Source organism: Pseudomonas sp. NFX183, from assembly GCF_047943075.1.
GTDB lineage: Bacteria > Pseudomonadota > Gammaproteobacteria > Pseudomonadales > Pseudomonadaceae > Aquipseudomonas.
In genome coordinates this window covers 6,115,403-6,135,958 of sequence record NZ_CP181333.1, presented here as the reverse complement: position 1 = coordinate 6,135,958, position 20,556 = coordinate 6,115,403, and the positions used below count along the sequence as shown (strand labels likewise).

The following is a 20,556-nucleotide window of genomic DNA, read 5'->3' as shown; positions in this document are numbered from 1 at the left end:
TTGCCCCAGGGCGAAAAAGACCTGCGGTCGATCCGTGCCAAGGCCCTGGTGTTTTCCGAGCCGCGCTCGTTGCAACTGCTCGATTATTTGAAACGCGTCGGCCCCAGCGAAGCGCCGGTGTTGATCAATGGCGAGACCGGCACCGGCAAGTCCACCACGGCATGCTCAAGGGGCGCGCACGGCCTTGAGCAGCAGCGTCTCAAATAGCTGCTGCGCGCGTGGTTCATCACTGTGGGCGACATTAAAACGCATCGAATTGAGGTGCGCCGGGTCGTAACCGAACAAGGCGCCCGGCGCCAGAACCATGCTGTGTTTCAACGCTTGCTGGGCCAGCAGTTCGCCGTCCACTCCCTGCGGCAGCCGCGCCCAGATAAACATCCCGCCCTCGTACGCCATCGGCAGCTCGCACCCGCAACGCTTGAGCCATTGCTCGACACGCCCGCCGCACTCCATCAACCGTTGCACCATGCGCTTGCGGTGCTTGGCGTAGCTGCCTTCGCTGAGCATGCGATAGACCAGCTGTTCGAACAGCTCTGAGGTCACGCCGCCGCTCATCAACTTCATGTTGGTCAGGTTCGCCGCCAGTTGCGGCGCGGCCACCACATAGCTGACGCGGGTGTTGGCGCTGAGGATCTTGGAGAAACCTGACAGGTACGTGACCTGGTCCAGCCCGGCGAGAGCGGCCAGGCGCGGTGGCGGGTTGGGGTGCAGGTCGCCGTAGAGGTCATCCTCGACGATATGGCAGTGGTAGTGCTGAGTCAGTTGCAGCAGGCGAAACGCTTGGCTGGGGCTGAAGGAGTGGCCGGTGGGGTTATGCAGCACGCTGGTGGTCAGGTACAGACTGGGGCGGTGTTCGGCCAGCAGCGCCTCAAGGGCAGCGAAGTCAAAGCCGTCGGGGCGGCGCTCGAGTGTCACCACTTTGACGCCGTGCAAGGCCAGGTTGGCGTGGAAGTTGAAGTAGCACGGCGCGTCCAGCAGCACGGTGTCGCCGGGGCGTGCGAGCAGACGCATGAGCATGTCCAGGCCTTGCACGGTGTTGGGCGTGGTGATGATTTGTTCCACCGGCACTGACAGGCCTTCGCTGTGCAGTTTTTGTTGCAGCGCCTGGCGCAGCGGCAACAGCCCGGCCGGCGCGCCCAGCCCGGCGATGCGCAACGACGGCGCGCGCACCACGCTGCGCAGGGCTTGGCGGATGGCGTCGTTGTTCAGCCAGTCCTCCGGCAAGTGCCCGCTGCCGGGGCGCAGCTCGCCGCCGGCGGTGACCAAGGGGCGGCGCAATACGCTGAGCAGGTCTTGGGGTAACAGGTCGACCCAGGTCATCGCGGCGGGGCGGGCGCTGTCCATCGCCACAAAGTAGCCGCGACCCTGGCTGGAGGTCAGCAGGTTGCGCCCGCGCAGGCGGTCCAGTGCTTCATTGAGGGTGAATTTGCTCACGCCCAGGGTCTGGGTCAATTCACGCACCGACGGCAATTTGCTGCCCGGCGCCCATTCACCGTGCTCGATGGCGTGGCTGAACGCGTCGACAATCTGCTGAACCTTGGGTGTGCCGTCAACAAAGGCGATGGCGGATACAAACATAAACCTTCCTGGTATTTGCCGGTGATTTTACCGGCCATTGGTACCGGTAAAGTTCGGCCGGATTAGGCCTCACTTTACCTGCCCTGTGCAAGGCTGCCGCTCTAGACTGCGGGCCATCAATGACAGGGATTACGTGATGGAAAGCCAACTGATCAACCCCGGCGCGCCGTTCTGCCTGGGGGTGGCCCAGCATAAATACCTGGGGGCCGAAAAGGGCCTGCAAAGCGCCATTGAAGGGGGCTACAGCCACTGGTACATCGACGCCAGCCTGTTAGGTGAAAGGGTCGAGGACTGGACTGATGCGCGCATCGCCCGCCTGCAGGAAAAGATCGCGGTCAGCGGTGTTCAGCCGATATTTCACAGTAACTTCAAGGCGCCGCTGGGCAGCGATGTCGGGGCTTTTCGTGCGGCGGCGGTGGAATACGTGGAAAGAGAGGTTGATGTTGCCAGCCGTCTGGGCGCGCCGTTGATCATCCACGGCGGCTGCATCGTCGGGCCGCAGAGAGTGCAGGAGGCCAAGGACATTGCCCTGGAGCATTACCTCAAATCGGTCAAGGAGCTGGCGCAGTATGCCGAGGCCAAGGGGACGGATATCTACCTGGAGAGTCTGTCCAACTACGTCAACTACCGGATTTTCACCCACGAAGCGCAATTCGCCTTTGTGTTCGAGCACCTGCAAGCGCACAGCAATGTGTACTGCTTGCTCGACGCCGGCCACGCCCGCCTCGACAGCGGCTTGCCCGCGCAAGTGGTGCGCAAGTACCCCGCGCTGATCAAGGGCATTTCCTTCAGCAACCACAAGGAGGGGCACCACGCCGACAACTGCGCGTACGCCGAGGTGCTGCAGGCTATCGTCGAGACGAACTGGAAAGGCCTGGTGGCCTTTGAAACCTGTCACCACAGTGCGCAGGCCGCCCTGGCCGAGTTGGCGCGCGCCTTCGCCGTTGTTTCTTCCAATCCGGGTTTGGGCTCATGACAAGTACGTTGACGCTTTCTTCGTTTCTCTACTTTCTGCTGTTTTGCGCCACCATGACCTTCAGCCCCGGCCCGATGACCCTGCTGCTGTTGAGCCTGGGTTTGAAGGACGGCCTGCGCAGCTCGATCCCGGCGCAGATCGGCGCCAGTGTGGCGTACCTGATTTCGATCCTGATCTTTGCCGTGGGCTTTTCGGAGTTGATCAAGGGCAACCTTGCCATCACCCAGACCCTCCAGTTGGTGGGTGTGGCCTACATCCTCTACCTGGCCTACAGACAGTGGACCAGCAGCGGCGTATCGATCAACCGGGACGCTGCCGCGCAGGGCGCGCGCAGCCTGTTCGGCAAGGGCTTGCTGACCGGGTTTTCCAACCCCAAGACCCTCATCATGTTCAGCGCCGTGTTCCCACAGTTTGCCGGGGCGGGAGGGCACAGCCGCGCGGCAGATATCGCCATCCTCGGGCTTACCTTTTTGTCGTTGCAGTTTGCCAGCGGCTGCCTGTATTGCTATTTCGGCCAGCGCATCAAGCACGTGCTGGAAAACCCCAGGCGACGGATGTTGCTGCAACGGGTCACGGCAGTGCTGTTGCTGGGTGTGGCGCTGATGCTGGCGCGCGGTTTTTCGCACTGAGGGGCGCTACCCGCAGGCTTATGAGCGGTAGTGGCGATTTGACGTCGCCCTGATAGACTCCAGGCATTCATCCAGGATCACATCAAGCCATGTCAACCGCCGGAGGAAATGGACTTCCGCTCGCTTCACGGTTGTATAAGTCGCGCACGCTGGGGCTGACGCTCGGCTTTGTGTGCGTGGTGTTTGGCATGTTTCCCCTGCATCCCCCGCTGTGGGTCTGGGCGTGGATGCTGATCAACGCCTTTGTCTGGCCGCACATGGCCTATCTGTGGTCGCGCCGCGCCAGCAACTCACTGCGCAGCGAGCGCCGTAACCTGCTGTTTGATTCCTTTTGCGGCGGGTTCTGGGTCGGTGCCATGCACTTCAACCCGCTGCCCAGTGTCACCACGCTGTCGATGATGACCATGAACAACGTCGCCATTGGCGGGCCGCGCTTTATGCTGGCGGGCTGGGTGGCGCAGGCCTTGGGTGTTGGCGCGTCGTTGCTGGTGTTCGCCCCGGCGTTCATCGCCGTCACCACTGAAACCCAGCTTTACGCCTGCTTGCCGATTCTGATGGTGTACCCGCTGGCCCTGGGCTGGATCTGCTATCGCCAGGCCGTGACCCTCGCCCGGCACAAACGCGAGTTGCTGGCGCTGAGCCGCACCGACAGCCTGTCCGGCCTGCTAAACCACGGTGCCTGGAAGGACCACCTGGAGATCGAGTTTCAACGCTGCCGCACAGAGCAGGTGGGCGCCGCCATTGCGCTGATCGACATCGACCATTTCAAGACTATCAATGACACCTACGGCCACGTCACCGGCGATATCGTGCTGCGCCAACTGAGCAAAGTGCTGCGACAGAACCTGCGCACCGCCGACCTTGCCGGGCGCTATGGCGGCGATGAGTTCTGCGTGATCCTGCCGGACATGCCCCTGCACCGCGCCACCGAAGTAATGGACGCCTTGCGCGATCGCTTCAACGCCTTGGCGTACACCCAAGACCCGACACTGCGCGCCAGCTTGAGCATTGGCCTGGCGCCGTATCAACCTGCGCATGCGGATTCGACCAGTTGGCTCAACGACGCCGACCAGGCGTTGTATGAAGCCAAGAGCAGCGGGCGCAACCGTGTGAGTTCAGTGCAAGGGAGTTGGTTGCAATCGGTCTAGTGGGGTAGGGTGTCGGCGCCCCCCCAACAAAAAAACAAGGATCGGTCCATGCTCTTCACCTTCTCCCGTACCCTCCTGGCCGCGACCCTGGCCTTGTCCTTCGCTGCGCCGGTCTACAGCGCCGAACCCCATAAACAGATCCAGGCCGGCGCCGAACAGTACAAGGCCCCCGCCCTGAAACTGCTTGAGCGCCTGGTGAATATCGATTCGGGCTCCGGCTACGAGCCCGGCCTGACCCAAGTGCGCGACATCGCCGTAGAAGAATTGAAGCAGCTTGGTTTCAACATCGAGCTGGTGCCGGACAAAGCCGCCAACAACAGTCATGTGATCGCCACCCTCAAAGGCACCGGCAAAGCCAAGATTTTGCTGATGGCCCACATGGACACGGTATTCAAGGAAGGCTCGGCCGCCGAACGCCCGTTCCACATCAAGGACGGCCGCGCCTATGGCCCCGGTGTGATGGATGACAAGGGCGGCATCGTCGCTGGCATCTATGCGCTGAAGGTGCTCAAAGACCAGGGCTTCAAGGACTACGCACAAATCACCTTCCTGCTCGACGCCAGCGAAGAAACCGGCTCTGACGCCGCCTCCGAACTGATCCGCACCACCGCCAAAGGCCACGACGTCACCCTCAACCTCGAGCCCGGCCGCCCGGCCGACGGCCTGGTGGTATGGCGCAAAGGCAGCGCCACCGCCGTGGTCGAAGTCAAAGGCAAAGCCGCCCACGCCGGCGTCGCCCCGGAACTGGGCCGCAACGCCGCGATGGAAGCGGCGCACCAGATCCTGCAACTGGGCAAACTGGGCGACGAAGAGAAGAAAACCACCATCAACTTCACCGTGCTCAAGGCCGGCGACCGCGTCAACGTCATCCCCGACCAAGCGACGGCCAAGGCGGACGTACGTGCGGCATTGCCGGAAGAGTTCGACCGGATCGAGAAGGACCTGGCCCGTGTTTCGGCGAATAAGTTGATTCCGGACACCGAAGTCAAAACCAGTTTGCTGCGCGGTTTACCGCCAATGCCGCAGACGCCGGAGTCGGACAAGTTGGTCGCAATCGCCCAAGGGATTTACGGGGAGTTGGGGCGTAAGTTGACCATCGAAGGCAGCGGCGGGGCAGCGGATGCCAGCTTGTCTGCCGGGGTTGGAACGCCGACGTTGGATGGGTTCGGGATTGTCGGTGGCAACATCCATACCCCAGAGGAATATGCGGAAGTGGAGAGTGTAGCGCCGCGGATTTACTTGCTTAGCCGGATGATTATGGAGCTCTCGAAGCGATGATTGGGGCGCCGGGTTCACTCATTTTTTGAGGGTGAACCTGGGTATCGGGTGAGTAGGTTTGTTGTGATGAACCGGCTTATTGTGATGAGCAGGCTTATTGTGATGAGAAGGCTTATTGTGGCGAGCAGGCTTGCCCTGCGTTGGGCTGCGCAGCAGGCCCAAAACTGGCGACGCGGACTTGGCTGTAGAACCGCGTCGCCCTTGTTGGGGCTGCTGCTGCTGCGCTGCGCAACACAACGCGAGCAAGCTCGCTCCCGACTTTGAATACCTGATCGACATCCAGTGCCGAAAAGCTGACGTAGCTTTCGACCCAGAGCTCGTAGGTATTGAGGCAGCGTTTGAAATCGCTGAGAACGGATTCGACGTCTCGCGTCTCGGAATCCATCACGGCCAGTACCAGAAGGCCAATGTGTTGGCGGGTGGCGGCGATCAAAAGACAGCCCCAATAACCGGGGCTTTAACGGAAAAAACCATCTGCAATCCCTCGCACTGTGTGATCAGGCGAAGGACTTTGCCGAGGTTTTCAGGTGGTATCTGTAGAGCTTATCCGGGTGTTGCGTGGGAGGTTTCGGTAGTCCTTGTCCTCTCTCGCCCAAGCACCAGACTGCACAGCGCCGGCAGGAACAACAGCGTCAACACCGTACCCACCAACACCCCGCCAATCAGCACATAAGCCAGGGAGGACCAGAACACCGACAGCGTCAGCGGGATAAATGCCAGGGCCGCCGCCAGTGCCGTCAAAATCACCGGTCTTGCGCGGCGCACGGTGGCTTCGATAATCGCTTCGTGAATCGCCATGCCGTGCTCCTGATTCTGGCGGATCTGGTCGGTGAAGATCAGCGTGTTGCGCATCAGGATGCCGCCAATCCCGATCAAGCCCAGAATCGCGTTAAACCCGAACGGCTGGTTGAACAGCAATAAGGTCGGCACCGCGCCGATCAGGCCCAGGGGCGCGGTGGCGAAGACCATGAACATTACGCCGAACGAGCGCACCTGGAACATGATCACGGTGAGGGTCAGCAAGATCATGATCGGGAACAGTGCCGCCAGCGCGACGTTGGCCTTGGCGCTTTCTTCCACCGGGCCGCCGATGTCGATCTGGTAACCGGCCGGCAGCTTTGCGATCAGCGGTTGCAGGTCTTTGTACACGGCCATTTCCACGTCGGGCGGTTGTACGCCGTCGATGATGTCAGCGCGCACTTCCACGGTGCTTGCGCGGTTGCGGCGCTTGAGGATCGGCTCTTCCATGACCGCCTGAAAATGCCCGACCTGGGCCAGCGGCACCGAGGTGCCGGCGCTGTTGGTCAGGGTCATATTGTTGAGATTGCCGAGGTCTTCGCGCTGGTTGCCCTGAGCGCGAGCGACCACGGAGACGGTGCGATTGCCTTCGCGCACTTCAGTGATCGAGTTGCCGCTGAGCAAGGCATTGAGCTGCGATTTGACCTCGTTAGGCGTGAAACCCAGCAGGCGCAGGCGGTCCTGATCCAGCACCAGGCGATAGCCGCTGGTGCGCTCGCCCCAATCGAGAAAGGCGTCCTTGGTCAGCGTGTTGGCGGCGACAATGCGACGCACATCATCGGACACGCCGAGCAGCACATCCACATTTGGCCCGGACACACGAAACACCACGGGAAACGGCACGGGCGGGCCGAACAGCAATTGCGTGACACGCACGCGCGCAGCCGGGAATTCACCGGCCGCTATGCGCTCACGCATGCGCAGCTTCAGCGCATCGCGGGCATGCGAGTCCGGGGTTTGCACAATCAGCTTGGCAAACGCCGGGTCGGGCAACTCGGGGTTCAGCGACAGGAAAAAGCGCGGCGCGCCGCCGCCCACATAGGTGTCGACCAGGCGGGTCTGTGGCTCTTGCAGCAGGGCTTTCTCCAACTGCGCCGCCACCGCCTCGGTGCTTTTGAACGCGCTGCCGGGCGGCATGTACACCTCAAGGATCAGTTCGGAACGGTCGGAATTGGGGAAGAACTGCTTCTTCACCACGCCCATCCCTAAACCGCACAGCACAAAGGCCGCCACCACCAAGCCAGTTACCCACCAGCGCCTGCGCACACAGGCTTGGACGACATTCCGCAGTTTCTGGTAGTAACGGCCGGCGTAAATGGCGTCGTGGCCGCCCGGCACCGGTTTGATCTGCGGCAGCAATTTCACGCCCAGGTACGGTGTGAACACCACCGCCACCAGCCAGGATGAAATCAGCGCAAAGCCGACGATCCAGAAAATGTTGCCGGCATATTCCCCGGCGCCCGAGCGCGCAAAACCCACCGGCAGAAAGCCGATGATCGTCACCAGCGTGCCGGTCAGCATCGGCGCGGCGGTGGAGCTCCAGGCAAAGGTGGCGGCGTGAATCCGGTCGAAGCCTTCTTCCAGTTTCACCACCATCATCTCGATGGCGATAATCGCGTCGTCCACCAGCAAACCCAGGGAAATAATCAGCGCGCCCAGGGTAATACGGTCGAATTCACGCCCGGTCAGCAGCATGATCACAAACACCACGGACAAGGTCAGCGGCACCGCGGCGGCCACCACCAGGCCCACCCGAAAGCCCAGCGCCAGCAGGCTGATGACCATCACCACGGCCAGGGCGACGAAGAATTTGAGCATGAATTCATTCACGGCCAGGCTGATGTTTTTTGCCTGGTCGGAGACCTTGGCGAAGTTCACGCCCAGCGGCAGATCGGCCTGAATGTTGGCTTCCTGGGCCTTGAGGCTTTTGTCCAGCTCCAGGCCGTTCCAGTGCTTTTCCATGATCACGCCGAGCATCAGCGCCGGGTCGCCCTGATGGCGAATCCGGTAGCTGGGCGGGTCTTCATAGCCACGGCTGACGGTGGCCACATCGGCAATGCGCAGCACGCGGCCGTTGACTTCCAGCGGCACATTTTCGATCAGCGCGAGGCTGTCGAAGGCGCCGTCGATACGGATATAGGCGCGGGCGCCGGCGGTTTCGACGAAGCCCGATGGCGCTACGGCGTTCTGCGCGGCGAGGGCGGCGAAGATCTGATCGGGCTTGATGCCCAGGGTAGCCAGGCGCTCGTAGGAAAACTCGACAAAGATCCGCTGTGCCTGCTCGCCGAGGATGTTGACCTTTTTCACGCCCGGCAGGTTGAGCAAGCCCTGGCGCAGTTCTTCGGCCATTTGCACTTGCTGGCGATGTGGCAGGTGCTCGGCTTCCAGTGCGTAAAGGGCGAAATACACGTCGGAATATTCATCGTTGAAGAACGGCCCGATCACGCCTTTGGGCAGTTTCGCCGCTTCATCGCTGAGTTTTTTGCGGGTCTGGTAGAACAAGTCCTGGATTTCACTGGGGCGCGTGGACTCTTTGTAGGTCATGCGCATCGACACAAAACCCGGCTGGGCGATGGTCTCGACGCGGTCGTAGTAGTCCAGTTCCTGCAGACGCTTTTCCAGGCGGTCGGCGACTTGCTCCTGCATTTCCTGTGCGGTTGCGCCGGGCCAGGCGGCGGTGATGGTCATGACCTTGACGGTAAATGAAGGATCTTCGGCGCGCCCCAGTTGGCCGAACGAGAAGATGCCGGCGGCGAGGATTGCGATGATCAGAAACAGCGTGACTGCGCGGTGTTTCACCGCCAGTTCGGAGAGGTTGATGCCGCGCATGCTCAGTGGTCCTGTTTGCGATTGAGGGCCAGTACCTGGGCGGGCAGCAGGCGCACCGCGTCACCGCTGTGCAGCAAGTGCGCGCCCAGGGCGACGATGGTCTGGCCGGGTGTGAGGCCGCTGTCGAGCAGGGCGTCTTCCTGGCCGAGACTGGCGACCTTGACGGGCGCGAAGCTGACGGTGTCATCAGCACCAATCAGCCACACGCCGGTGCCTTGCCCGGCGTCCTGCAACGCGCCGATGGGCACGCGGGTTTGTTGGGCCTGGCCATCGCCTTGCAGGCGGACGGTGATGGTCGAGCCAAGGGCGAAACGGTCAACGGCGCCGTGCAATACGTAGCGCGCGCGGTAGGTGCGGGTGGTCGGGTCGGCGCTGGCGGACAGCTCGCGCAGGGTGGCAGTCACGGCCTGGTCCGGCGCGCCGAAGGGGAACGCCAAGGCTTTTTGTGAGGCGTGGTCGCGTTGGTTTTCCGGCAGGTTGACGATGGCTTCGCGAGCGCCGTCATGGGCCAGGCGCGCGACGATTTGCCCTTCGGCGACGACTTGGCCGCGGTCTACGCGCACGTCGGTGATGATGCCGTCGCCGTCAGCCTTGAGCACCGAGTAGGTGCGGCGGTTCTCGATCTGGCTGGCGTCCGATTGCGCCGAAGCCAGCTCAGCTTCGGCGACGCGCAGGTTGGTCGCCGACTGGTCGAAAATCTGCCGCGACACGGCGCCGGTGCTGGCCAGGCGCTGGTAGCGGTTTTCATCATCGCGGCGCTGGCGCACTTGCGCCTGGGCCGCGTTCACGCGGTTCTTGGCCGAGCGCAGGGCCAGCTCGAAGTCGCCGATGTCCAGCACCAGCAGGGTGTCGCCACGGGAGACGTGCTGGCCGGGGTCGACCTTGCGGTCTATGACCTTGCCACTGACCCTGAAGCCCAGGTCGCTTTCTGTGCGCGCAGCCACCACGCCGGTGTAGGCGCTTTGCTGGGTGCCGGCGGCTTCGACTTTGGCCGCAAGCACGGGGCGGGGCGGCGGCACTTCGGCGGCGGTGTCGGCCTTGCTGTTGCAGCCGCCGAGGAGGATCAACAGGGCCAGGGGCGTTAGAAGACGCAGGGGAAGAGGGGTCATGACGGGCTCCGGGATAACCAGTGAATAAAAAATTATGGACATAATTTTTTACGCATATTATGGTCGAAATATAAATTAATCCAGCCCCCGGATACTCCCCATGGCAAACGCCCCGGCGCCCTCGCGAAGCTTGTTGTTTTTACTGGTGGCCCTTACGGCGCTGGGTGAAGTGTCGACTCAATTGATCATCCCAGGCCTTGGCGCCATCGAGCAGGCGCTGGCGGCGCCTGCAGGTTCGGCGCTGATGGCGTTGTCGGCGTTTGTAGCTGCATTCGGCCTCGGGCAGTTGCTGTTCGGGCCGTTGTCGGACCGGATCGGCCGTCGTCCGGTGCTGATCGGCGGCCTGGCGCTGTATGTGCTGGCGACCTTGGCGATGCTGCTGGTCAACGACATCGGCCAATTCATTGCCGCCCGCGTGTTGCAAGGCCTCGGCGCCTGCGCCGCATTGGTGTTGGCGCGCACCGTGGTGCGTGACGTGTGGCAAGCCGAAGCCGGGCCGGCCCTGGCGCTGACCATGATCGGCATGCTCTACGCCATTGTCGTCGCGCCGATGATCGGCGGGCTGCTGATCAAGCTGCTGGGCTGGCACGCGCCAATTGTTTTGGCCCTGATCATCGGCAGTGTGGTGCTGGTGTTGGCTGTGCTGTTCTTTCGCGAGAGCAACCACTGCCTCGATCCCACGGCTGGCCATTGGCGTACCCTCGGCGGGCAATACCTGGATTTGCTCAAGGGCCGTCAATACCGGGCGTACGCCGTGGCATTGGCGTGCACCTATGGTGCGATGTTCTCGGTGATTGCGGGTTCGTCGGCAGTGTTTATCAACCTGCTGGGTTTCAGCAGCCTTGAGTACGGCATCAATTTTGGCGTGATTGTGTCGATGCTGATCGTCGGTTCCACCTACACCCGGCGCAACATCATGCGCCTGGGGCCGCAGCGGATTGTGGCGATGGGCGTGACACTGGTGGCCATCGGCGGCCTATCGGCGGTGCTGATTTACGAGCTGTTCGGTCTGTCGGTGCTGGGCCTGGACCTTCCGGTGGCACTGGTGACCCTGGGCGGTGGCCTGGTGCTCCCCGGCTCGGTCACGGGCGCGGTAATGCCCAACGCGCACCGTGCGGGCTTGGCCGCTGGGCTGATGGGGTTTTCGCAGATGTTTGGCGCGACCTGCAGCGGCCTGTTGCTGAGCCATTTGCGCGATGGCAGTGCCACGCCGATGATCGTCATTGAGGCCAGCTTTGCGGTGTTGGCGTTTGTCGCGTTCCACCTGCTGCGCCAACGTCCGGTCAAGGGGCTGTCCTATACGTAGGACGATCAGGGCTGCTTTTGCCGGCTAGTGTTCAGAGGCCGACGGACTTATGGTGTAGGCACTTTGGAGGTACACCATGAAAAAAATCATCGGCATCTACACCAGCCCCCGCGCCCATTGGGTCGGTGACGGCTTTCCGGTGCGCACGCTGTTTTCCTACGACGCGATGGGCAAGCACATCAGCCCATTCCTGTTGCTGGACCACGCCGGCCCCGCCGATTTCAGCCCCACCGAACAACGACGCGGTGTAGGCCAACACCCGCATCGCGGCTTTGAAACCGTGACCATCGTGTATGACGGCGAAGTCGAGCACCGTGATTCCACCGGCGCCGGCGGCACGATCGGTCCCGGCGATGTGCAGTGGATGACCGCCGCGCGAGGCATCATTCACGAAGAATTCCATTCCGAAGCCTTTGCCCGCAGCGGCGGGGCGCTGGAAATGGTGCAGCTGTGGGTCAACTTGCCGGCCAAGGACAAAATGGCCGACGCCGGTTACCAGACCATCGTTGACGGCGACATTCCGGTGCTGCCGTTGGCCAACGACGCCGGGCAATTGCGCCTGATCGCCGGTGAATTTTCCGGTACTCAAGGGCCGGCGCGTACGTTCACGCCGATAGACGTGTGGGACTTGCGGCTCAACGCCGGTAAAGCGGTCACGCTGGACCTGCACGCCGGGCGCAATACTGCGCTGGTGATCCTGCGTGGCACCGTGCTGGTCAATGGCGAGGAAGTGGCACGCCAAGGGCAACTGGCGTTGTTCGAGCGCGACGGTGATCAACTCACCCTGGAGTCCAATGATGACGCCAAGGTGTTGCTGCTCAGCGGTGAACCGATTGATGAACCCATCGTCGGCCATGGCCCGTTCGTGATGAACACCGAGCAGGAAATCCACCAGGCATTTGCCGACTACCAGTCCGGTCGTTTCGGGCAAATGCACGCCTGACTGCACACCGCAACCCCTGTGGGAGCTGGCTTGCTGTGGCAAGCCCGCTTGCCCCGCGTTGGGTGGCGAAACCGCCCCAAAACCAGTCACCGCGTTTTTTCCAGCTGAATTGAGTCGTCAGGTTTCAGGGCCGCTTCGCGCCCCAACGCGGGGCAAGCCCGCTCCCACAGCAAGCCCTTCCCAATACATTTTGTTTGCTGCCTTCCCGATTCATGCGATCTTCTGAGCATTCGCCCTGGAGTCGCCTGGATGCCCTCATTTATCGCTGATCACCCGATGTTGTGCGCCGTGGCGCTGATCTTTATCGACATTGCCGTGTGGCGGCTGATTTCCGTCAACCTCGCCAACTGGAAGCTGGCGGCGCGGTTGGCAATCTTTGCCGTGTACAGCGCCGTGCTGTTCAACGACGGCATGAACCCCATGCAACTCGCACCCTATTCCGACAACACCGCCTTGCACCTGGCGGCTACTGCCTTGCAGATCGGCTGGTGGCTGTTCGCCGCACGGACCCTGACGGTATTGCTCGGTGCGGTGATGATGCAACGGGTCGGCCATGGCGGGCGCTTGCTGCAGGATTTGATGGGCGCGGTGATTTTCCTGATCGCGATCATCGCCGCCATGGCCTACGTGCTCGACCTGCCGGTCAAGGGCGTACTCGCCACATCAGGCGCGGTGGCGATCATCGTCGGCCTGGCGTTGCAAAGCACCTTGAGCGACGTGTTTTCCGGGATCGTACTCAACACCACCAAGCCGTATCAGCTGGATGACTGGATCTCCATCGACGGCACCGAAGGGCGCGTCACCGATATCGACTGGCGTGCCACACGCCTGCAGACCTCCCAGGGCAGCATGGCGGTGATCCCCAATTCCCTGGCGGCCAAGGCCAAGATCATCAACTTCTCACGCCCCGCCGACATGTTCGGCCTGGCCGTCAGCCTGCAAGTCAGCCCGCATGCGCGCCCGCAAATCGTGATCGAGGCGCTCGAGCGCGCCATGCAAGGGTGCCGGCCGCTGCTGGCCAACCCCGCGCCAAGCGTGGCGTTCAAGACCTCCGCCAGTGGCGGCGTCGAGTACGAAATCAGCGGCTTTGTGCCGGCCATGACCCTCAAGCGCGAAGTGCGCAACCAGCTTTACGATTTGGCTTTCAGGCACCTGCAGGCGGCGGGTGTGGGGTTGCTGTCCGCCACCGAAAGCGGCGCGCCGCCGGCGTTGTCCGGCGCACGCGCGTTGCTGGAGCGCTCGTCGATTTTCTCCACGCTGCGCCAGGAGGAGAAGGACACCTTCAGCCAGGACATGACGCTGCACACCTATCGCGCTGGCGAGATGATCCTGCCGGCGGGGGAGGTCAGCGATCATTTGTTTATCGTCGAGTCCGGTGTGGTCTCGGTGATGCTGATCAAGGGCGGTCACAAATTCGAAGCCGGGCGCATGGGGCCGGGCGAAGTGATTGGCGAGGTGGGGATTCTGTCCGACCAGGCGACGCTGGCGGACTTTTCCGCCAAGACTTTCTGCACCCTGTACCGCATCGAGAAGGAATACCTCAAACCCTGCCTGGACGCGCGGCATGACATCAGCGAAGCGATGAAGGCGCTGCTGGATTTTCGCGTGCACGCAGCGCAGGCCATGACCCAGGAAGCGCCGGTGGTGCCGGTCAAAAAAGGCTTTTTGCAGTGGTTGCGCAATCGCGGCTTGTAAGCGCTCAGGGCGCCATTGCGACGCGGTAGCGCTGGTCAAAATCATCCGCCAACTGCGCCAGCGTTACATCGCCCAAGCGCGCCATCAATAGCGCCTGCGCCTGGTCGAACGCGTCCGTCAGGGCCGCGTTTACGGCCTGTTCCACCAGGCACTGCGGGTGGTCGGTGGACAGGCCAATGGCGAATATCGACGGCGTGCCCAGCGCGTTGTGAATATCCAGCAAGGTGATGTCGCTCAAGGGTTTGCCCAGCGTCCAACCGCCCTGATGGCCTTTTTCCGAGCGCACATAGCCCTTTTCCTTGAGCAACCCCAAGGTGCGTCGCACCACCACCGGGTTGGTGCCGAGCATCTGCGCGATGGTTTCCGAGGTGGCGCGCTCTTCATGGCGGCCCATATGGATCAGCACATGCAGCATGCGCGAGAGGCGGGTGTCGTTTCTCATCAAATAATCCCCAGTCGAGTCGGCGCAAAGTATCGTTCGTAACCTGAAAAGTTGCGAGACGCTTGACGTGGTATTTTTACGTAACTTATGGTGTGTCGTGAAAGCGCACGGATAACCCTGTGCGCAACACACGAGGTCACGTTCATGGTGCACGACGTCATTATTGTGGGTGGCAGCTATGCCGGCCTGTCCGCGGGCCTGCAATTGGCGCGGGCGCGGCGCAAGGTGTTGATGATCGATGCCGGTCAGCGGCGCAATCGGTTTGCCGCCACCTCCCATGGTTTTCTCGGTCAGGACGGCCAGTCACCCGATGTCATCGCAGCCGAGGGCCGCAGCCAACTGATGGAGTACCCGACGGTAACCTGGGTGCAGGACAGCGTATTGACGGCCGTCGCGCAGCAGGGCGGTTTCAGTGTGCGCACCCAGTGCAATGGCGAGTTCAAGGCCAAACGCCTGATCCTCGCCACCGGCGTGGTCGACGAGCTACCCACCCTCGAAGGCCTGCAGGAACGCTGGGGCACACGCGTGTTTCATTGCCCTTACTGCCACGGTTATGAACTCGATCAAGGCCGCATCGGCGTATTGGCCACCTCGGCATTGGCGATGCATCACGCGCTGATGTTGCCGGATTGGGGCGCCACCACCTTGTTCACCAATGGCGTATTCACCCCGGATGCCGAGCAACAGGCGCAGCTGGATCGACGTGGCGTGATGGTGGAGCGCGCACAGGTTGCGCACATCAGCGGCGAACGCGCCGATGTGGAACTGGCGGACGGGCGGGTCATTGCGCTGGACGGCCTGTTCACCCAGTCGCGTACTCGAATCAGCCCGTTAGCCGAGCACCTGGCCTGCGAGTTGGTCGACGGCCCGACCGGGGCTTATGTGCACACCAACGACATGCGCCAGACCTCGGTGGCCGGCGTCTTCGCCTGTGGTGATGTCGCCCTGGCGGGCGGCTCCGTGGCGCTGGCGGTGGGCGAGGGCGTACGCGCCGGCGTCGGCGCGCACTTCTCGTTGATCAACGGGTGAGGTACGCCGCGCTGTGGGTGAACAGCGGCGCGCGCAGTGAATATCAACTGACCGACAAAGGCCGCGCGCTGATGCCGGTGCTCGCCACGTTGGCCCAAGGGGGTGAAGTGCGCACCCAGCTTGAGCATCTCGGTGCGCTGGGCGTCGACGACATTGTCACACAGGTGAGCTAGGCGGGTTGGCCATCCACCAGTTGCTGGAACAGGGGCGTCAGCAAGTCGATCAACACCTGCGGGTCGGCCTTGGCCAGCGGCGACAACTCGAGCATCTGGCGCATCACCTGAACGCCTGACACCAGCGCCAACATCAACGCTGCGCGCTCCTGGTGATGCGCGCCCTTGAGCGCGGCGGCCAGGGTTGCCTGGTGGCCATTTTCCAGGTGCTCGCGGCCAATCATGGCGGCGCGTTTGCTCGATGCCGACTGCAGCATGATCAGGAAACCTTCCAGCGGCGTGCTGCCGGCTTCGGTGATGCTGACCAGCGCGGTCGCCAGGGTACGACCGAAATTTGCCGAGCTCAGGTTGCCTTGCGTCAGGGGGAACGGGCTGGCCAGCGCCTGGGCGATCACCTCGGCAAACAGCTGCTCCTTGGAGGCGAAGTAGCGATTGACGAGCATCACGGTGACCCGTGCACCGGCGGCGATTTCGCCCAGCCCGGTGCCATCGTAGCCGGATAGGGCAAACGCTTTGCGCGCAGACAACACAATGGCTTCGCGGGTGACGGCGGCATCGCGCCGGCGGGGAATGGGGTTGGGCATTAGCGTCCTGATGGCGGGTCATTGTGGGCGCGCATTCCGCGCGCGCCGACAGGGTACAGGGTCTATTTGCTGTCGAGGAAGCCCAACAGTGCGACATTGCACAACGCTGGGCCCTGCACCGCGGGTAATGGATCAATGCATCCAAGGCTCAGGGGCATTTTGTTCAATACCGCGTTCAGTGGGTCGTTTACCGTGGTGCCATCTTCGCTCGGCATAACAAAAAGGAACCGCAATGAGCTTGATCCTCTCCATGGCCGCCTTCGCCCTGGCCACGTCCATTACACCGGGCCCCGTCAATGTGGTCGCGCTCAGCTCCGGCGCGCGCTTCGGCTTTGCCGCCAGCCAGAAACACGTGTTCGGCGCCGCCGTCGGCTTCACCCTGCTGCTGGTGCTGATCGGCCTGGGCCTGCATGAAGTGCTGGTGCGCTGGCCGATCCTGACCCAGTTGATCCAGTGGGGCGGTGTCGCGTTTTTGCTGTACATGGCCTGGAAGTTGGCGGTGGACGATGGCCGGCTCGACGCCGACGGCACCGCCACCGCGCCGTCGATGCTTTACGGCGCGATCATGCAATGGCTCAACCCCAAAGCCTGGCTGGCCTGTGTGGCAGGGATGGGGTTGTTTGTGGCGGACGGCGACGCGGGCCAAGTGTGGCTGTTTGCGGCGCTCTACCTGGTGATCTGCTACCTGTCGGTGGCGTGCTGGGCATACGCCGGGACGTTCTTGCGACGCTACCTGAGCAACCCGCAAGGCGTACGCCTGTTCAACCGCTCAATGGCCGCGTTGCTGGTGGCCAGTGTGGGTTATTTGCTGATGGCTTGAGCAAGTCGCGGTACTGCCCCGGCGTAGCAGCGAAATGCTGTTTGAACGCGCGCTGAAAATGCGCCTGGTCGGCAAACCCTGCCGCCAGCGCCACGTCAGCGATCAACTCGCCGTTGCGCAATTGCGTCCGGGCAAACTGGATACGCCGGTTGACCAGAAAGGCATGCGGCGTCAGCCCGTAATACTGTTTGAACGCACGGATCAGATACGACGGCGACAGCTCGGCCGCCAGGCAAATCTCTTCGAGCTTCAACGCCTCGGTGCAGTGCGCGCGGATGTACTCGGCGGCGCGCTCCAGCTTGTGGTTGATCTCCCGCACCGGCGTTAACGAAGGGTTCAAACGCTGTTGCACCTCAGTAAAAAAACTCACCAGCGCGCTCTGTTTTTGCAGCAGTTCGGCGTGCTCATCCAACAGCATTGCGTACAGCTCGATCAAACCGTTGAACAGCACCGGATCGCGGGTGTGGGGCGTGTTGAACGGCCGATAGCCCTGATCGGTACTGAAACCCAGCTGGTATTGCAGGTCGGTCAGCCAAGGCGTGTCGAGGTAAATCATGTGATACGACCAAGGCTGGTCGTAGATCGGATTGCACGCATGCACATCGCCGGGGTTCATCAACACCACCGTGCCGGCGCTGATCTCAAACGTCTGCGCGCCGTAGTGGTAATAACTGCGCCCGGTGGTGATTGCACCGATGGAAAAATGCTCGTGGGCGTGACGGGTATAAGTGACCTTGCGCCCGTCGGCGATGGTCCGCGCTTCGATGAACGGCAAACGCTCATCACGCCAGAAGCGCGGCGCTTGCGCGGGGTCAGCAGAGGTGTTCAGCGACATGGCGGTGGCTCCATCCCTTGAGGAACGAAGGGCGATCATTACACAGACCGCCAGTGCCGTCAGCCTGGAAGTCCCATTGGCGTATGGAATACGTCGGCCAAGGTCCATTTATGCTAAAACCCTACTCACGCCGTTTTCAGTCCTAGAGCCGCATATGACATCGTCTTCGCCCATCCAGATTCGCGCTGCCAGCCCCCAGGATGCCTTATGCATCGGCGTGCTGGGCATGCAGGTATTTCTCGACACCTACGCGACCGAAGGCATTCGCAGCGCCATCGCCACCGAAGCGCTGCAAGTCTTTGCGCCGGCTACCATCTCGCGGCTGATGACCGAACCCGGCAGTGCTCTGGTGGTGGCAGAAACCAACGGCCACCTCGTCGGTTTTGCTCAAATCAAACTGCGCGCCGAGCACGCAATGCTTCCATCCTCCAACGTTGCCGAGCTACAACGCCTGTACATCCAGGAGCGCTTCACCGGCCGGGGTATCGGCTATCAACTGCTGCAAGCGGCCGAGCAACACGCAGCGCTGGCCGGGGCTTCACTGTTGTGGGCCACGGTGTGGGTCGGCAATGAACGGGCACTGGGTTTTTACCCGCGGCGCGGCTACGAACTGCTGGGCTCGCCGACCTATACGTTCCAGGGGGAAACCCACGAGAACCGGTTGTTTGGTAAAGCCCTGAGCGCAGGCGGGTGAATGATGAGCGAGGCTGAAGCCGCCTTTGGTGTAACCGTCGCCTACCTCAGGGGTGCCCTGGACATCGGCGTTATCGATGTGGCTGCGGTGATTCAATGGGCGGATGCGACATTGGCGACACTGCAGCACCCTCCGTATGCGCTGATAGAACTCGCGCTCATGACCAGGTCGAGTCGCGAGGAGGTCATGTGGCAGCTATTGCAAGTCGCCGCGCCGGCCATGGCCGAAGACGAAATGCTGCCTTATGTGCTGTCGGTTGCGCACAGCCGACTTCTCCGCGACCCCGCCTTCGGGCGACGCCTGGCCGAGGGCGTCTATCGCCTATGGGTCCGGTCAGGTTACGACTTACCCGGCACCCTGCAGGCGTGCGGGTATTTTGATGATGCGTACAGCCTGGCGGATAGCGGGGTGCATGGGCATGCCGAAGCCATCGACCGCGAGCTACTCGAATTCACGCAACACTTTGCCGGGCTCGACTGGCAAACCATCAAAGCGCCTTAGACAAAAACACCCGGCTGCTGCCCGCAGGCATGCACGGCACCTCGCCAAACCGCACCCACCCTTGCTTCTGGTAAAACGCCGGTGCCTGAAAACTGAGGGTGTACAGCACCGCGCTCAAGCAACCCCGGCGCCGAGCTTCGTCTTCGAAGGCTTGTAGCAATTGGCTGCCCAAGCCCGAGCCGCGCAGGGAGTCGGGCAAGTGGAACAGGTCGAGAAAGGCCATGCCCAAAGAGGTTTTGCCGGTGATGCCGCCGAGGATCTGCCGGGTGTCCGGATCTCTGACCAGCACCGTCAGTGGCTGGCGGTCGTTGGCACCGGTGATCGCTTCATTGAACGCGGCGAGACCGTCGCCGAGCAGGCGCTCGGCGTCGGGGTTGGGTTGGGCGCTGATTTCAATACGCAAAGCAGTCATCACCGCAAACTCCCTTGGTCAGAGCGCCATCACCATCTCATGCCACGCCATCCCGCCATGGTCAGAAGGCGAAGGCTGCACATAGCTGTAACCCATGCGCGTGTACAACGGCACATGCTGCTCCTTGCACATCAAGTGAATCGTCTGCTTGCCCATGGCCTGCATGCGCTGCACAAACTCGGTCATCAACTGCTTGGAATAGCCCTTGCCCTGCTGCGCCGGGTCAACCACCACCGACATGATCACCACATTCGGCGCCTCGGCCGAATGCCCCACCAACTCCTTGAACGCCTCGTCCGACATCACCACCTGATGGGCGCAGCCAGAGTTGATAAACCCCACCACCTCGCCATCCGCTTCCAGAATCAAAAAGCCTTCGGGGTACTGCGCAATGCGCGTAGCGATTTTCTCCAGGGTCGCGGCCTCATCGCCTTCGTAAGCGCTGATTTCGATTTCAAAGCAGCGCGCGACATCGGCGGGGAGGGGGTTACGGAAGGTGAGGGCGGGCATCGGTATTTCCTGGGACGTTAAGCGAAAGGCCACATCATAAAGAAACATCAAGGGCCTGACACGGATTGTGGCGAGCGGGCTTGCCCCGCGTTGGGCTGCGAAGCAACCCCAGTCAAAACAAACGCGGTACGCCAGGCAAATTGAGGGACTGGTTTCGGGGCTGCTGCGCAACCCAACGCGGGGCAAGCCCGCTCACCACAAAAAAACGTGGGCTTGAACCGACCGCCGAAAACCAGAAAACCCGCCGAAGCGGGTTTTCTCACAACT

Annotated in this window: 22 protein-coding genes; 13 read left to right on the top strand and 9 right to left on the bottom strand. The window is 62.1% G+C overall.

The features are described 5' to 3' along the window. Complete coding sequence (locus ACM530_RS28510) at window positions 1-207, top strand: sigma 54-interacting transcriptional regulator (RefSeq protein ID WP_416363777.1); 207 nt, start codon at window positions 1-3, stop codon at window positions 205-207. On the opposite strand, the gene ACM530_RS28505 is transcribed toward ACM530_RS28510, so the two are convergent. Next, complete coding sequence (locus ACM530_RS28505) at window positions 166-1,578, bottom strand: PLP-dependent aminotransferase family protein (protein ID WP_416363776.1); 1,413 nt, start codon at window positions 1,576-1,578, stop codon at window positions 166-168. The two genes, ACM530_RS28510 and ACM530_RS28505, sit on opposite strands and share 42 nt — an antisense overlap. A 136-nt stretch (window positions 1,579-1,714) precedes the next feature. Between ACM530_RS28505 and ACM530_RS28500 the strand changes: the two genes are divergently transcribed. From ACM530_RS28500 to ACM530_RS28485, 4 genes are all read left to right on the top strand, one after another. Then, window positions 1,715-2,554 (top strand): sugar phosphate isomerase/epimerase family protein, encoded by an 840-nt coding sequence (locus tag ACM530_RS28500; protein WP_416363775.1) that lies wholly within the window; start codon window positions 1,715-1,717, stop codon window positions 2,552-2,554. Beyond that, window positions 2,551-3,183 carry a LysE family translocator gene (locus ACM530_RS28495; protein WP_416363774.1) on the top strand — a complete coding sequence of 211 codons (633 nt, stop codon included), beginning with the start codon at window positions 2,551-2,553 and terminating at the stop codon, window positions 3,181-3,183. Before ACM530_RS28500 ends, ACM530_RS28495 begins: the two co-directional genes overlap by 4 nt. A gap of 89 nt (window positions 3,184-3,272) precedes the next feature. Next, on the top strand, window positions 3,273-4,331 hold the full coding sequence (locus ACM530_RS28490; protein WP_416363773.1) for a diguanylate cyclase: 1,059 nt from the start codon (window positions 3,273-3,275) through the stop codon (window positions 4,329-4,331). A gap of 48 nt (window positions 4,332-4,379) precedes the next feature. Continuing rightward, window positions 4,380-5,609, top strand: a complete 1,230-nt coding sequence (locus tag ACM530_RS28485) for a M20/M25/M40 family metallo-hydrolase (RefSeq protein ID WP_262209061.1) — start codon at window positions 4,380-4,382, stop codon at window positions 5,607-5,609. Window positions 5,610-5,721: 112 nt separating this feature from the next. Here ACM530_RS28485 and ACM530_RS28480 read toward each other — a convergent pair whose 3' ends face one another. From ACM530_RS28480 to ACM530_RS28470, 3 genes are all read right to left on the bottom strand, one after another. After that, a complete protein-coding gene (locus tag ACM530_RS28480; protein WP_416363772.1) occupies window positions 5,722-6,042 on the bottom strand; it encodes a hypothetical protein in 321 nt (106 codons plus the stop codon). Window positions 6,043-6,152: 110 nt separating this feature from the next. Further along, a complete protein-coding gene (locus ACM530_RS28475) occupies window positions 6,153-9,236 on the bottom strand; it encodes an efflux RND transporter permease subunit (protein ID WP_416363771.1) in 3,084 nt (1,027 codons plus the stop codon). Between the two features lie 2 nt (window positions 9,237-9,238). Further along, a complete protein-coding gene (locus ACM530_RS28470; RefSeq protein ID WP_242197825.1) occupies window positions 9,239-10,345 on the bottom strand; it encodes an efflux RND transporter periplasmic adaptor subunit in 1,107 nt (368 codons plus the stop codon). A 100-nt stretch (window positions 10,346-10,445) separates the two neighbouring features. Here ACM530_RS28470 and ACM530_RS28465 point away from each other — a divergent pair, with 100 nt between their 5' ends. The 3 genes from ACM530_RS28465 to ACM530_RS28455 all read left to right on the top strand — a co-directional run bounded on the left by ACM530_RS28465 (window position 10,446) and on the right by ACM530_RS28455 (window position 14,289). Then, window positions 10,446-11,651, top strand: coding sequence for a multidrug effflux MFS transporter (locus tag ACM530_RS28465; RefSeq protein ID WP_404487743.1), 1,206 nt, complete (start codon window positions 10,446-10,448; stop codon window positions 11,649-11,651). A 76-nt stretch (window positions 11,652-11,727) separates the two neighbouring features. Continuing rightward, window positions 11,728-12,594, top strand: coding sequence for a pirin family protein (locus tag ACM530_RS28460; protein WP_369303363.1), 867 nt, complete (start codon window positions 11,728-11,730; stop codon window positions 12,592-12,594). Window positions 12,595-12,843: 249 nt separating this feature from the next. Next, window positions 12,844-14,289, top strand: coding sequence for a mechanosensitive ion channel domain-containing protein (locus ACM530_RS28455; RefSeq protein WP_416363770.1), 1,446 nt, complete (start codon window positions 12,844-12,846; stop codon window positions 14,287-14,289). 4 nt (window positions 14,290-14,293) lie between these two features. On the opposite strand, the gene ACM530_RS28450 is transcribed toward ACM530_RS28455, so the two are convergent. Next, a complete protein-coding gene (locus ACM530_RS28450; RefSeq protein ID WP_119735419.1) occupies window positions 14,294-14,731 on the bottom strand; it encodes an Rrf2 family transcriptional regulator in 438 nt (145 codons plus the stop codon). A gap of 144 nt (window positions 14,732-14,875) precedes the next feature. On the opposite strand from ACM530_RS28450, the gene ACM530_RS28445 reads away from it, so the two are divergent. Then, a complete protein-coding gene (locus ACM530_RS28445; RefSeq protein ID WP_416363769.1) occupies window positions 14,876-15,760 on the top strand; it encodes an NAD(P)/FAD-dependent oxidoreductase in 885 nt (294 codons plus the stop codon). Continuing rightward, window positions 15,757-15,933, top strand: a complete 177-nt coding sequence (locus ACM530_RS28440) for a winged helix-turn-helix transcriptional regulator (protein ID WP_416363768.1) — start codon at window positions 15,757-15,759, stop codon at window positions 15,931-15,933. Before ACM530_RS28445 ends, ACM530_RS28440 begins: the two co-directional genes overlap by 4 nt. Here ACM530_RS28440 and ACM530_RS28435 read toward each other — a convergent pair. Next, the gene (locus tag ACM530_RS28435) at window positions 15,930-16,517 is read right to left on the bottom strand and encodes a TetR/AcrR family transcriptional regulator (RefSeq protein ID WP_416363767.1); all 588 of its coding nucleotides are present in this window, start codon (window positions 16,515-16,517) and stop codon (window positions 15,930-15,932) included. The genes ACM530_RS28440 and ACM530_RS28435 overlap by 4 nt on opposite strands. Window positions 16,518-16,749: 232 nt before the next feature. On the opposite strand from ACM530_RS28435, the gene ACM530_RS28430 reads away from it, so the two are divergent. Beyond that, window positions 16,750-17,337, top strand: a complete 588-nt coding sequence (locus ACM530_RS28430) for a LysE family translocator (RefSeq protein WP_145165802.1) — start codon at window positions 16,750-16,752, stop codon at window positions 17,335-17,337. Here ACM530_RS28430 and ACM530_RS28425 read toward each other — a convergent pair. Further along, entirely contained in the window at window positions 17,279-18,172 is an 894-nt protein-coding gene (locus tag ACM530_RS28425) for an AraC family transcriptional regulator (protein ID WP_262209076.1), read from the bottom strand. The genes ACM530_RS28430 and ACM530_RS28425 overlap by 59 nt on opposite strands. A gap of 154 nt (window positions 18,173-18,326) precedes the next feature. On the opposite strand from ACM530_RS28425, the gene ACM530_RS28420 reads away from it, so the two are divergent. Then, on the top strand, window positions 18,327-18,866 hold the full coding sequence (locus ACM530_RS28420; RefSeq protein WP_369303368.1) for a GNAT family N-acetyltransferase: 540 nt from the start codon (window positions 18,327-18,329) through the stop codon (window positions 18,864-18,866). A 3-nt stretch (window positions 18,867-18,869) separates the two neighbouring features. Continuing rightward, entirely contained in the window at window positions 18,870-19,367 is a 498-nt protein-coding gene (locus tag ACM530_RS28415; RefSeq protein ID WP_416363766.1) for a hypothetical protein, read from the top strand. On the opposite strand, the gene ACM530_RS28410 is transcribed toward ACM530_RS28415, so the two are convergent. After that, a complete protein-coding gene (locus ACM530_RS28410) occupies window positions 19,354-19,779 on the bottom strand; it encodes a GNAT family N-acetyltransferase (RefSeq protein ID WP_416363765.1) in 426 nt (141 codons plus the stop codon). The genes ACM530_RS28415 and ACM530_RS28410 overlap by 14 nt on opposite strands. A gap of 18 nt (window positions 19,780-19,797) precedes the next feature. Then, window positions 19,798-20,289: a GNAT family N-acetyltransferase gene (locus ACM530_RS28405; RefSeq protein ID WP_416363764.1), complete on the bottom strand. Its 492-nt coding sequence runs from the start codon at window positions 20,287-20,289 to the stop codon at window positions 19,798-19,800. Between the last annotated feature and the right edge of the window lie 267 nt (window positions 20,290-20,556).

What these genes read in the sequence shown, in the direction of transcription:
- ACM530_RS28505 (WP_416363776.1), bottom strand. Translation starts at nt 1,578, where the DNA reads ATGTTTGTATCCGCCATCGCCTTTGTTGACGGCACACCCAAGGTTCAG.
- ACM530_RS28500 (WP_416363775.1), top strand. Translation starts at nt 1,715, where the DNA reads ATGGAAAGCCAACTGATCAACCCCGGCGCGCCGTTCTGCCTGGGGGTG.
- ACM530_RS28495 (WP_416363774.1), top strand. Translation starts at nt 2,551, where the DNA reads ATGACAAGTACGTTGACGCTTTCTTCGTTTCTCTACTTTCTGCTGTTT.
- ACM530_RS28490 (WP_416363773.1), top strand. Translation starts at nt 3,273, where the DNA reads ATGTCAACCGCCGGAGGAAATGGACTTCCGCTCGCTTCACGGTTGTAT.
- ACM530_RS28485 (WP_262209061.1), top strand. Translation starts at nt 4,380, where the DNA reads ATGCTCTTCACCTTCTCCCGTACCCTCCTGGCCGCGACCCTGGCCTTG.
- ACM530_RS28475 (WP_416363771.1), bottom strand. Translation starts at nt 9,236, where the DNA reads ATGCGCGGCATCAACCTCTCCGAACTGGCGGTGAAACACCGCGCAGTC.
- ACM530_RS28470 (WP_242197825.1), bottom strand. Translation starts at nt 10,345, where the DNA reads ATGACCCCTCTTCCCCTGCGTCTTCTAACGCCCCTGGCCCTGTTGATC.
- ACM530_RS28465 (WP_404487743.1), top strand. Translation starts at nt 10,446, where the DNA reads ATGGCAAACGCCCCGGCGCCCTCGCGAAGCTTGTTGTTTTTACTGGTG.
- ACM530_RS28460 (WP_369303363.1), top strand. Translation starts at nt 11,728, where the DNA reads ATGAAAAAAATCATCGGCATCTACACCAGCCCCCGCGCCCATTGGGTC.
- ACM530_RS28455 (WP_416363770.1), top strand. Translation starts at nt 12,844, where the DNA reads ATGCCCTCATTTATCGCTGATCACCCGATGTTGTGCGCCGTGGCGCTG.
- ACM530_RS28450 (WP_119735419.1), bottom strand. Translation starts at nt 14,731, where the DNA reads ATGAGAAACGACACCCGCCTCTCGCGCATGCTGCATGTGCTGATCCAT.
- ACM530_RS28445 (WP_416363769.1), top strand. Translation starts at nt 14,876, where the DNA reads ATGGTGCACGACGTCATTATTGTGGGTGGCAGCTATGCCGGCCTGTCC.
- ACM530_RS28435 (WP_416363767.1), bottom strand. Translation starts at nt 16,517, where the DNA reads ATGCCCAACCCCATTCCCCGCCGGCGCGATGCCGCCGTCACCCGCGAA.
- ACM530_RS28430 (WP_145165802.1), top strand. Translation starts at nt 16,750, where the DNA reads ATGAGCTTGATCCTCTCCATGGCCGCCTTCGCCCTGGCCACGTCCATT.
- ACM530_RS28425 (WP_262209076.1), bottom strand. Translation starts at nt 18,172, where the DNA reads ATGTCGCTGAACACCTCTGCTGACCCCGCGCAAGCGCCGCGCTTCTGG.
- ACM530_RS28420 (WP_369303368.1), top strand. Translation starts at nt 18,327, where the DNA reads ATGACATCGTCTTCGCCCATCCAGATTCGCGCTGCCAGCCCCCAGGAT.
- ACM530_RS28415 (WP_416363766.1), top strand. Translation starts at nt 18,870, where the DNA reads ATGAGCGAGGCTGAAGCCGCCTTTGGTGTAACCGTCGCCTACCTCAGG.
- ACM530_RS28410 (WP_416363765.1), bottom strand. Translation starts at nt 19,779, where the DNA reads ATGACTGCTTTGCGTATTGAAATCAGCGCCCAACCCAACCCCGACGCC.
- ACM530_RS28405 (WP_416363764.1), bottom strand. Translation starts at nt 20,289, where the DNA reads ATGCCCGCCCTCACCTTCCGTAACCCCCTCCCCGCCGATGTCGCGCGC.